Annotated in this window: 9 protein-coding genes; 6 read left to right on the forward strand and 3 right to left on the reverse strand. The window is 73.8% G+C overall.

Going from position 1 to position 11439, the window contains the following annotated elements; all coding sequences use genetic code 11:
• Positions 1-410 precede the first annotated feature (410 nt).
• From E1264_RS32660 to E1264_RS32680, 5 genes are all read left to right on the forward strand, one after another.
• Entirely contained in the window at positions 411-893 is a 483-nt protein-coding gene (locus E1264_RS32660) for a DUF3830 family protein (protein ID WP_207936528.1), read from the forward strand.
• Between the two features lie 16 nt (positions 894-909).
• On the forward strand, positions 910-1671 hold the full coding sequence (locus E1264_RS32665) for an Asp/Glu racemase (protein WP_165964494.1): 762 nt from the start codon (positions 910-912) through the stop codon (positions 1669-1671).
• A gap of 41 nt (positions 1672-1712) precedes the next feature.
• Complete coding sequence (locus E1264_RS32670; protein WP_132179671.1) at positions 1713-2498, forward strand: maleate cis-trans isomerase; 786 nt, start codon at positions 1713-1715, stop codon at positions 2496-2498.
• A 24-nt stretch (positions 2499-2522) separates the two neighbouring features.
• Positions 2523-3182: a GntR family transcriptional regulator gene (locus E1264_RS32675; protein ID WP_132179659.1), complete on the forward strand. Its 660-nt coding sequence runs from the start codon at positions 2523-2525 to the stop codon at positions 3180-3182.
• Positions 3183-3274: 92 nt separating this feature from the next.
• Positions 3275-4528, forward strand: coding sequence for an aminotransferase class III-fold pyridoxal phosphate-dependent enzyme (locus E1264_RS32680; protein ID WP_132179661.1), 1254 nt, complete (start codon positions 3275-3277; stop codon positions 4526-4528).
• A gap of 4 nt (positions 4529-4532) precedes the next feature.
• Here the strand turns inward: E1264_RS32680 and E1264_RS32685 are convergent, their stop codons facing one another.
• Together E1264_RS32685 and E1264_RS32690 are read right to left on the reverse strand one after the other, a co-directional pair.
• Complete coding sequence (locus E1264_RS32685; RefSeq protein ID WP_132179663.1) at positions 4533-5678, reverse strand: CaiB/BaiF CoA-transferase family protein; 1146 nt, start codon at positions 5676-5678, stop codon at positions 4533-4535.
• Between the two features lie 89 nt (positions 5679-5767).
• Positions 5768-7255, reverse strand: coding sequence for a hypothetical protein (locus E1264_RS32690; RefSeq protein ID WP_132179665.1), 1488 nt, complete (start codon positions 7253-7255; stop codon positions 5768-5770).
• 403 nt (positions 7256-7658) lie between these two features.
• Here E1264_RS32690 and E1264_RS32695 point away from each other — a divergent pair, with 403 nt between their 5' ends.
• Positions 7659-9389 carry a serine/threonine-protein kinase gene (locus E1264_RS32695; protein WP_132179667.1) on the forward strand — a complete coding sequence of 577 codons (1731 nt, stop codon included), beginning with the start codon at positions 7659-7661 and terminating at the stop codon, positions 9387-9389.
• Here the strand turns inward: E1264_RS32695 and E1264_RS32700 are convergent.
• On the reverse strand, positions 9386-11439 hold a 2054-nt coding region (locus tag E1264_RS32700), incomplete at its 5' end, for a fibronectin type III domain-containing protein (RefSeq protein ID WP_207936526.1). The genes E1264_RS32695 and E1264_RS32700 overlap by 4 nt on opposite strands.

The following is an 11439-nucleotide window of genomic DNA, read 5'->3' on the forward strand; positions in this document are numbered from 1 at the left end:
TCGCGCACGTACCGGACGCGCGCGAGGCGCTCCGCCTCGGCCATGCCGGGCGGCATCACGTCGCCCGTCAGCACCACCACGTCGGGCGGCCCGCCGGGTGCGGGCGGAACATGCTCCATCGGCGCCACTTCCAGGCTGTGTGCGGAGTTTTACAGGAAGGCATCTCGGGGAGGCATTGACACGCTAGGAAGCGTTCGTAGGATTGTCAACAATCAGCACGGTGTACCGCGGCCCAGGTCACCGCACTGAGACGTGTGCTGCAAGACCGTCGCAACCGCTGCCCATGCAAGGCCAGGACGGATCCCAGAGCGCTCTAACAGCTCCCCAGGGAGCCAAACACGGAGAGTCCTTTCGGGTGGCGACGCCTTCGCCCACCCCTGTGCACGGGGAGGTCCAGCATGCCCAAGCTCATGACCATCACACTGGAGCGCCGCGGCGTCTCGTGCGTCGCGGAACTGCTGGAGAAGGACGCGCCGCGGACCTGCGAGGCGGTGTGGCGGGCCCTGCCCCTCGGCGGCGACGCCTACCACGCCAAGTACGCCCGCAACGAGGTGTACACGATGATCGAGCGGTTCGCCGAGGAAGAGGTCGGCTTGGAGAACCCCACGGTCACCCCCATCCCGGGCGACGTCGTCTACTTCTCGTTCGCCGGCGGCATGCTCGACCGGCGGTTCAAGGAGGAGAAGGGCATCCACGCGCTGCCCGGCGTCATCGACCTGGCGATCTTCTACGGGCGCAACAACCTCCTGCTGAACGGGGACGTGGGCTGGGTCCCCGGCAACGTGTACGCGACGATCGTCGACGGCCTCGACCGGATGGCCGAGGCGTGCAACGACGTGTGGCGGTCCGGAGGAGCCGGTGAACGCCTGCTCTACAGCCGTGCAGAGTCTTAGAGCGGTGGCCGCGCAGATGACATTCGACCCCACGCTGGTCGTCGGCCCCGAGCTGCTCGCCCAGCACGGCATCGGCGTGGTCGCGCCGTTCGACTTCGCCCTTGACCGCGAGCTGTGGCGCTGGACGCCCGACGACGTGTCGCTCTACATGACCCGGCTGCCGTACGTACCGGTGCCGGTGACGGTCGAGATGGCCTCCGCGCTGTCGGATCAGTCGATCGTCCGGCAGGCCACGCGGGACGTGCTGGCGCCCGAGCCGCTCGCCGTCGCCTACGCGTGCGCCTCGGGCAGCTTCATCCGCGGCAAGGCGGGCGAGATCCAGCTGAACCAGTCGATGCTGTCGGCCGGGGCGCCGGTCTCGACGACGACGTCCGGCGCGCTGGTGGAGTCGCTGGCGCTGCTCAACGTCAAGCGGATCGCGGTCGTCACCCCCTACATCGACGCGGTCACCGAGCGGCTCGTGTCGTTCCTGAACGAGTACGGCGTCGAGGTCGTGTCGTCGGTCGGGATGGGGCTGCTCAGCCACATCTGGAAGGTCGGCTACGGCGAGATCGTGTCGGCGGTGTCGACGGTCGACGGCCCGGAGGCCGAGGCGGTCTACATCAGCTGCACGAACGTGCCGACCTACGACATCATCGCCCCGCTGGAACAGATGATCGGCAAGCCGGTCCTCACCGCCAACCAGGTCACGATGTGCACGGCGCTGCGCGCGATGGGCCGCTCCGCGGCCGGTCCCGGGCAGTCGCTGGTGCAGCTGGCGCCGTCCACGGCGGCCTGACCGCCCCGAGCGTTAGGATTGCTGATTCCATGCACCAGAACGTGTTGAGCGCGGGTTTCCTGTACCCCGGCTACAGCGCCGAGGACGACTACCCGGCCATCGAGCGCCTCATCGGCGAGGTGCGCCTGCCGGTCGTCCACACGCTGATGCGCGAGGACGCCCACCGCGTGGACGCGCTGCTGGACATCGGCGGCGACGACGTCCTCGGCGACGGCGCCCGCGCGCTGCGCGGCCTCGACGTCAAGGCCGCCGTGTGGGCCTGCACCAGCGGGAGCTTCGTGTTCGGCTGGGACGGCGCCGAGCGGCAGGTCCAGGGCGTCGCGGAGGCGGCGGGCGTACCGGCGTCCAGCACCTCGTTCGCGTTCGTGAACGCGGCGCGCGCGCTCGGCGTGACCAGGGTCGCGGTCGCCGCGACCTACCCGTCCGACGTCGCCGAGCGGTTCGTCGTGTTCCTCGGCCACGCGGGCATCGAGGTCGTGGCGCTGTCCTGCCGGGGCATCATCACCGCCGCCGAGGTCGGCACGCTCGGCCGCGAGGAGGTGCTCGCGTTCGTGGCCGCCAACGACCATCCGGACGCCGAGGCGGTGCTGGTGCCCGACACCGCGCTGCACACCGTGTCCTGGCTCGACGAGCTCGAGGCGCGGATCGGCAAGCCGGTGCTGACCGCCAACCAGGTGAGCGTGTGGGAGGGGCTGCGGCTCGCCGCCGGGCCCGGGGGGATCCCGACGCGCACCGGGCTGGGCCGGCTGTTCGCCGTCCCCGCCCCCGACTCCAGCGTCCCCGCCGGAGCCGCCGAGCCGGTCTCCGGGCAGGGACGGCGTACCTGACAGACGACGAAAGGGGCCCGTGGCATGGGCCGATTGGGTGAGCTGGAACCTGTCCCCCGCAAATCGACCGTCGAGCTCGTCTCGGACGAGCTGCGCTCGGCGATCATGTACGGGTCGCTGGAACCCGGCGCGCAGCTCGGCGAGGCCGAGCTGGCGGGCCGGCTCGGCATCAGCCGGGGCCCGCTGCGCGAGGCGATGCAGCGGCTCGTCCAGGAGGGCCTGCTGGTCAGCGAGCCGCACCGCGGGCTGTTCGTGATCACCCTGGACGAGGGCGACGTGGAGGACGTCTACCTCGCCCGGCTCGCGATCGAGCGCGAGGCGTGCCAGCTGATCATGGAGCGGAACCGAGGGGAGGCGGTGGCCCGGCTCACCGACGCGCTGGACGCCCTGGTCGAGGCCGCGAGCCAGCGCGACCGGGTCGCGATGAGCGACGCCGACCAGGCGTTCCACGAGGTGCTCGTCAGTTCCTCGGGCAGCCACCGGCTGGAGCGGATGGCGCACACCCTGCTGGTGGAGACCCGGATGTGCCTGAACGCGCTGCAGGACACCTATCCGGAGCCGTCCGAGCTGGTCGAGGAGCACCGGCGGCTGGTCGACGCGATCGGCGACGGCGAGGAGGAGCGGCTGCTGACCCTCATCGAGGAGCACATGACCGACTCGATCGACCGGCTCCGCGTGTCGTAGACACGCCTTCGGGACGGCGCTTTACATCGTGGCCGGAGGCCACCTACATTGCAGATTGTCGACAATCTACCGGAGGGACCGGAGGACGCCGCATGGCACAGCTGTCTCCCCTGCTGAAGCAGGCCACCCCCGTCCTGGCCGAGCGCGGCGAGGGCGTCTACCTCTACGACACCGAGGGCCGCCGGCATCTCGACTTCACCGCGGGCATCGGCGTGACCAACACCGGCCACTGCCACCCGCGCGTGGTCGAGGCGGCGCAGAAGCAGGTCGGGACGCTGATCCACGGGCAGTACACGACGGTCATGCACGAGCCGCTGCTGCGGCTCACCGAGGCGCTCGGCGAGGTCCTGCCCGAGGGCCTCGACTCGCTCTTCTACCTCAACAGCGGCAGCGAGGCCGTCGAGGCGGCCGTCCGGCTGGCCCGGCACGCCACCGGACGGCAGAACATCGTCGTCTTCCACGGCTCGTTCCACGGCCGGACGATGGGCGCCGCCGCACTGACCACGGCGGGCACGAAGTTCCGCGCCGGGATCGGCCCGCTGATGCCCGGCGCCGCCATCGCGCCGTTCCCGCAGGCGTTCCGGTACGGGTGGTCCGAAGAGGAGGCGACCCGGTTCGCGCTGCGCGAGCTCGACTACCTGCTCGTCACCGCGTCCCCCGCCTCCGACACCGCCGCCTTCGTCGTGGAACCCGTGCTCGGCGAGGGCGGCTACATCCCCGCGCCGCCCGCGTTCCTGGAGGGCCTGCGCGAGCGCGCCGACCGGCACGGCATCCTGCTGATCGTGGACGAGGTGCAGACCGGCTTCGGCCGGACCGGCGAGTTCTGGGGCCACGAGCACTCGGCCGCGCGTCCCGACGTCCTGATCACCGCCAAGGGCCTGGCCAGCGGGTTCCCGCTGTCGGCGATCGCCGCGCCCACCGCGCTGATGGAGAAGGCGCGGCCCGGCTCGCAGGGCGGCACCTACGGCGGCAACGCGGTCTCCTGCGCCGCCGCGCTCGCCACGCTGCGGGTCGTCCAGGACGAGGACCTCGTCGGCAACGCGGCCCGGCAGGGCGCCCGGCTGAGCGACGGCCTGCGCAAGGTCGCCGCCGACCATCCGTCCATCGGGGACGTGCGCGGGCTCGGGCTGATGCAGGCCAGCGAGTTCACCACCCCGGACGGCGAGCCCGACGCCGACACGGCGCAGCGGGCGCACAAGGCCGCCGCCGATCGCGGGCTGCTGCTGCTGACCTGCGGCGCGTACGGCAACGTCGTCCGGATGATCCCGCCGCTGATCGTCACCGAGGAGCAGATCGACGACGGGCTCGCCCTCTGGTCGGCAGCCGTGGCGGACGCCACAGGCTGACGCTTCAGGCCTGGGCGACGGCACCCTCCTTCAGCAGGGTCTCGGTGTCGTCGAAGCCGAGGTCTTCCAGGACGGCCCGGGTCTGGCCCCCGGGCAGGACCGGGACGCCGTCGGTCCCGGCCCGGGTCCGGGAGAAGCGCGGGGCCGGTGCGGGCTGGCGCCGGCCCCCCAGCGCCGGGAACACGTCGCGGGCCGTGTTCCACGGGTGCTCGGCGGCCTCGGTCATCGACAGGACCGGGGCCACGCACGCGTCGCTCGGGACGAAGATGTCCGTCCACTCGTCGCGGGTCTTCGTCCGGAACACGGCGGCGAACCGCTCGCGCAGGACGGGCCAGCCCGCGCGGTCGTGCTGGCCGGGCAGGTCTTCCCCATCGAGACCGGCGAGGCGCAGGAACTCGGCGTAGAACTGCGGCTCGATGGCGCCGACGGCCATGTGGCCGCCGTCGGACGTCTCGTACACGTCGTACCAGGGCGCGCCGGTGTCGAGCATGTTGACACCGCGCCGGTCCTCCCAGAGGCCGCCGGCGAGGAAGCCGTGGATGAACGTGGACAGGTGCGCGGCGCCGTCCACGATGGCGGCGTCCACGACCTGGCCGCGCCCGCTCGTCCTCGACTCCAGCAGCGCGGACAGGATCCCGACGACGAGGTACATGCTGCCGCCCGCGAAGTCGCCGAGCAGGTTCAGCGGGACCTGCGGCGGGCCGTCCGCGCGGCCGATGGCGTGCAGCGCGCCGGTGATGGCGATGTAGGCGACGTCGTGCCCGGCGGTCGGCGCGAGCGGCCCCTCCTGGCCCCAGCCGGTCATCCGGCCGTAGACGAGCCGGGGGTTGCGGGCGAGGCAGTCGTCCGGGCCGATGCCGAGCCGCTCGGTGACGCCGGGCCGGAACCCTTCGAGGAGGGCGTCGGACTTCTCGACCAGGCGGAGCACGACCTCCCGGCCGCGCTCGCTCTTGAGGTCGATCGCGATGGAGCGCTTGCCGCGGTTGGTGAAGTCGGTGCCGCCGCTGGTCTCGCCGTCCCGGACGGCGGACGCGCGGTCCACCCGGATGACGTCGGCGCCGAGGTCGGCCAGCAGCATCGCGGCGAACGGCCCGGGCCCGATCCCGGCCAGCTCGATCACCCGCACTCCGGAGAGGGGCCCGTTGCCCATCAGCGACTCCCTGAATCTCGTTCGGGCTCCCAGTGTGCCCGATCCGGGTAAGTGCGTCCTGACCCGGGGCCGGTTTCGGCGGGCGGGTCTCAGCGGGCGGTGACGGTGACCGGGGAGGTCCGCGCGGCGGGCGCGACGAGGAGCCGGTGCCTGGTGGTCGACCGGTCGACGCCTTCGGCATGCGGGACGAGCCCGCGCGCGGCGGCGGCCAGGTAGTACCAGCGGCCGGACGGCGACTTCCACCAGGTCCCGCTGACCGGACGGCGCGCGTCGCACGCTCCCGTGGCCCGGTCCTTCGCGCCGAGCAGCGTGGCGCTCGCGGTGGTCCTGCCATCGATCCGGGTGAGGCGGGTGCACACCCAGTCGGCGTGCTTCCCGCCGTGCGGGATCGTCCCCGACCAGAAGTTCCACGCCATCGCCTCGGAGACCGGCCCCGGGTCGGTCTGGCAGGCCAGCCGGTTCCAGACCTTCCGGCCTTCTGGGCCGAGCCGGGCGGGCCGCTCCGTGCGACCCGGGCGGTAGTCGGGCGAGTGGTAGGCGAGGACGGTGGCGCGCGGGCCGCCGAGGTCGCCGACCGTCCTCCCGCCGAGATGGAACAGCGGGCCGCGGCCGCAATCGGTGCCCGCGCGGGCCGGGGCGGTCACGCCGGACGACACCGCGAGCCGCTCCCCCGCGAGGGTCTCGGGGGACGCGTCCCAGGGGGCGAGGAGGTAGCGGCCGCCGCCGAGCGCGATCGGGGCGGACGGGTCGGTCCCGGCGGCCGCGACGTCGAGGCCGCCGCCGGGCGTGTACAGGGCGATCCGGTCGCCGAGCCGCAGCACGGCGAGGGGCGCGCCGCCGTCGCGGCCCGCGTAGAGGAGCTGCGGGGCGGCGCCGGGGCGGCGGGCCGCGCGTTCGCCGGGCGCGGCCTCCCATGCGGCGGCGGCGCGCCGGGTGAACGCGCGGTCGCGGACGAGGTCGCCGCGCGGCGGCCAGGCGTCGAGGGTGCGGCCGCGCGTCCAGGCGTCCGGCGCGGCGGCGACGAGGCGCGGCTCCCGGGCCGCGGGCTCGTCGTCGCGCTCATCGCCGTCCGTCAGCACCAGCGCGGCGACGAGCGCGGCCGTGAGGACGGCGGCGACGGCGAGCGGCGCCGTGGAGCGGGTCCGGACGGGACGCAGCGCGGACTCGAACCGCCCGGACCGCCGGGCGGACGGCGGCGGCACCTCGTCCGCGGCCCGGATCATCGCCCACGGGTCGCGGACGCCCAGCTCGACCAGCTGGTCCCGGACGGCGTACGGGGGCAGGCCCTGCATGTGGCGCAGGACGTAGGCGACCCGGACGTGCGGGTCGAGCCTGGCCAGCATCGCGGTGAGCGCGGGATCGGGCAGCTGCGCGGGCAGCGCGCGCAGCCACGGCCCGAGGCCGATCCGGAGCCGCCGTGACGGGCGCAGCGCGCGGCGCAGCACCCGGGTGCGGCGGCGGGCCAGCCCGGCGGGCGAGCGGTCCCGGGCGCCGCGCGCGGTGCCGTCCACGATCCGCCGCGCGATCGCCAGCCGGTAGACGCGCTTTCCCGTCCCCGGAAGGACGAAATACGCCATCCGGACAAGGTCGCCATAGGCCGATTTCGTGGCCGGTGTTTCCGTTCGCGGATCCGCAAGCACGTCTTCCGTCACGGCAGACCACTCCTTCTGGGCCGTTCCTTCGTAGCGAAGCTAGAGGTTAAGCCGCACGAGAACGCGCATGAAGCGGAATTGGGAGAACGATTAATCGGCCCATTGAAATGGCATTCGATTTCTTCGCGGGCGCGGCGCGGGGACGCGGCGCGGGAGGGCGGGCCGACCGGACCGTTCGCGCGAGAGACACCTCGCCCGTTTCGTCCCCGTACTACGCTGTTGACCTCCGGGGAACCTCCCCGGGCCGCAGGACATCGAAGGATCGCGCCCCCGCCGCGCCCGAGGACGAGCAAACGACAAGGACTTCCCGATCCATGATCCCCCACCCATGACCGAGGACGTTCCGGGCTACCGGGTGCTGGAGCAGGTCGGCGAGGGCGGCTTCAGCGTCGTGTACCGCGCGCACCAGGAGCACCTCGACCGGATGGTCGCGCTGAAGGTCCTGTCGATCGGGTCCGTCGACGACGCGGCGATGCGGCGCTTCCAGCGGGAGAGCAAGATCACCGGCCGGCTGTCCGGCCACCCGAACATCGTGACCGTCCTGGACACCGGCACCACCCGCTCCGGGCGCCCCTACATCGCGATGGAGTACTTCGAGCACGGCGCGCTCACCGACCGGCTCGCCCGCGAGGGGCCCCTGCCGGTCGCGGACGTGCTGCGCATCGGGGTGAAGATGGCGGGCGCGCTCGCCGCCACCCACGAGACCGACGTCCTGCACCGCGACGTCAAGCCGCAGAACGTGCTGCTGTCCCGGTACGGGGAGCCGGCGCTCGCCGACTTCGGCATCGCGCGGCTGGTCGACACCTTCGACGCCACCCACACCCAGGCGTTCACACCGCACCACGCCGCGCCGGAGGTGCTGGAGGGGCGGCCGCCCGGCGTCGGCGCCGACATCTACTCGCTCGGCTCGACCCTGTACCAGCTCCTCGCCGACCGGCCCGCGTTCAAGGGCCCGCCCGGCGAGGGCATCGCGCCGCTGATGCTGCGGATACTGAACGACGCGCCGCCGCCGATCCCGCGGCCGGACGTCCCGCCGCAGGTCACCGACGTCATCGCCCGCGCCATGGCGAAGACGCCCGAGCAGCGGTTCGCGACCGCCGTCGAGTTCGCCCAGGCGCTCCAGCGGGTGCAGGCGGAGCTGGGGCTGCCGGTCACCGACGTCGCGCACAGCAGCGGATCGGTGCTGCCGGTCCCCCGCCCGGACGGCGGCGGCACGGGCACCGGCTCGCCGTCCTCGGGCACGGCCCCGGCCGGTTCGCCGCAGGCGCCGCGGCTGTCGTTCCCGGACGTGTCGGGGCCGCCGCTCGTCCCCGAGTGGGCACCGACCGCGGTCGGGCCGTCCACCCCGGCCGTCGCGCCGCGGCGCCCGGAACCGCCCGCGCCCGCGCCGCCGTCGCCGTGGCATCCCGACGCGCCGCCGCCGCACGCGCCGGGCGCGCTCCTCCCGCAGCACGTCCCCGCGACGCAGCCGCCCGCCGACCCGTGGTCGAGCAGCGCCAACACGACACCGCACACCACGCCCCACGCGAACCCGCGGCAGCTCACCGGGGACGCGCCCGGCGACGGCCCGCGCCGCGGCCTCATCGTGGCGGCGGGCGTGGCGCTCGTCGGCGGGCTGGCCCTCGGCATCGGCGCGCTCGCCCTGACCGGCGGCGGCACCGAGGAGCGGAACCCGGCCGCGGGCTCACCGGAGCCGTCCTCGGCGGCCCCGCAGGGGAACGCGTCGGGCATCCCGCCGGAACCGATCACGCCCGCGCAGCTCGCGGCGGCCCGCCCCCGCAAGCTGGTCGCACGGCCCGTCGGGCGGACGGCCGCGCTCCTCTGGACGTTGCCCCCGGCGGCGCGGGACCTGCCGCTGCTCATCCAGCAGCAGCCCGCGGGCACCAGCCCGATCGTGACGGTGAAGGCCGGCTCCCGGTCGGCGACCGTGCCGGGCCTGCGGCCGAGGACCGCCTACTGCTTCAAGGTCGGCGCGGTGCTGCGGCTCAACGACGGCAGGGAGCCGGACGTGGCCTGGTCCTCCCCCGCGTGCGTCGGCAAGGCGAAGAAGCGGGCCTAGCGGCACCGCCACACGGGAAGCCCGGCGAAGTCCTTCCAGTCGCCCGGCGTGTTCACCAGGTAGCCGATGACGTAGCCGGTCTTCCCGTTATAGGTGATCTTGGTGTACATGTCGCCGGTGAGCTCGGCGTTCCGCTCGTAGTACTTGCCCCGCTCCTGGCAGTTCACGGTGACGTTCTCGCCGTTGTTGTCGTACATGGTGGTCACGACCGTGCCGCCCTCGGCGTCCGCGATGCTCCTGATGTAGCCCGTGGACTTCCCGTTGCGCTCCACCGGGTACCGCGCGGTCGGGCCGGTCAGGTTCGCCGACCGGGTCGCGCCCGGTCCCGTGCCGGCGCCGTTCACGGCGGCGACCTCGAAGGTGTAGGAGCCGTTCGTCCAGACCTCGCCGAGGGTCGCGGACGTGGCCGAGACCGTCCGGCTGCCGGGGACGGGGCCGTCCCAGGTGAGCTTGTAGGCGGCCGGGGCCGCGCCGGCCGGTGCCGTCCACGAGAGGCTCGCCCCGCCCGCGGTGGCCCGCGCCGTGAGACCGGTCGGCGCGCCCGGCGTCACGCACGGCCGGACGGGATCGCTGGGCGCCGAGACCCCTTCGCGCGTCCGGCCGCGGGCGTCCTTGTACCGGACGGCGACGCGGAACCGGTACTCGCGGTCGCAGGCGCCGCCCGTCACCGTGAACGTGTACGGGCCCGACGTGATCGCCGCCGGGGAGGCCGACAGCCCGGCCGGGAGGTCCTTCAGCAGGTACCCGGTGATCCCCTCGCCCTGCGAGGGCTGGAAGTCGACGCGCATCGTCCCCGAGCCGGGCGTGACCGACACGTTCGACGGCGGTGTCGGCGGCTCCCCCGGGCGCGGCGGCTGTGGCGCGGACGGCGGCCGCTGGGGCGGCGGGGCGTCCCCGTCGCCGGGCAGCGGGATCGGCCGGCGCCTGGGGCCGCCCGCGACCCGGTCCTTGTACTTGTCGATGCCCCGGTGCGCGCCCTGCCGGTCGATGACGACGGCGTGCGGACCGGACGGGTCGTTCGCCCAGAGCAGCCCGTCGCGGACGAAGACGTCCAGCGCGGCGGGCCGTCCCGTCACCGGGATCGGGCGCTGGAACCGGTTGGCGGCGGCGTCGTACACGATCAGCGCCCCGGCCGTCTCGTCCGGGATGTAGACCTTCGCGCCGAGTATCTGCGGCGGCCGGTACCGGTGCTTCGGCATCGCGAGGCGCGCGCTGGTGTACCGCCCGGTGCCGGTGTCGACCGTCACCAGCGACCCGGTCCCGGGCACCAGCAGCGGGACGGTCTTGCCCTCGGTGTGCGCGGGCGCGAGCACGCCGCCGCGCCCGGCGTGCCGCACGGTCGTCGGCAGGCTCACCGTGAGGTGCGCCCCGGACGGCTTGACGACGGTGGCGGTCGCGGCGGTGGAGTCGGTGACGACGGGATCCCCCGCCGCGATGGTCAGCGCCAGGCTGTCACCAGGGGCACCGACCTTGACTGGCGGCTGGAGGTGCCCGTCCTTGAACGCCGACACCTCGCCCTTCTGCGACACCGGCACCCACAGCGAGCCCTGCGCGTCGATCCCGGCCTGCCCGAGGATCGGCGGCAGCGCGGCGGGCGCGCCGACCGGGGCCAGCCCGACCGGGTCGATCTGCTGCACGGCGCCCTTGACGGAGTCGACCGTGTACGCCTTGCCCGACCCCGCGAGGACCTGGATCCCCTTGCCGAGCGGGCGGCTGCCGGAGATGTTCATCTGGGACGGGTCGAGCCGGCTGACGACGCCCGTGTCCAGGTCGACGAGCAGCACGGTGGCGCCGTCCTGGACGACCTTGATGTTGTGGCCGCGCATCTGCGGGATCACGCCGGTCTTGCCGTCCACCTTGCCCGCCGGGCCGTTGACGTGCACGACCAGGCCCTTGCTCTTCGCGCTCAGCCAGGCGCCGACGTCCGCGATGCGGTACTTGGCGCTCGCGACGCCGACCCCGTACACGGCGGCGGCGATCCCGAGCACGCCGACCAGCCCCACCGCGATCTGCCCCGTCAGCCGGTCACGACGGAACAGCACCCCCACAC

It is taken from the genome of Actinomadura sp. KC216, from assembly GCF_004348535.1.
GTDB lineage: Bacteria > Actinomycetota > Actinomycetes > Streptosporangiales > Streptosporangiaceae > Spirillospora.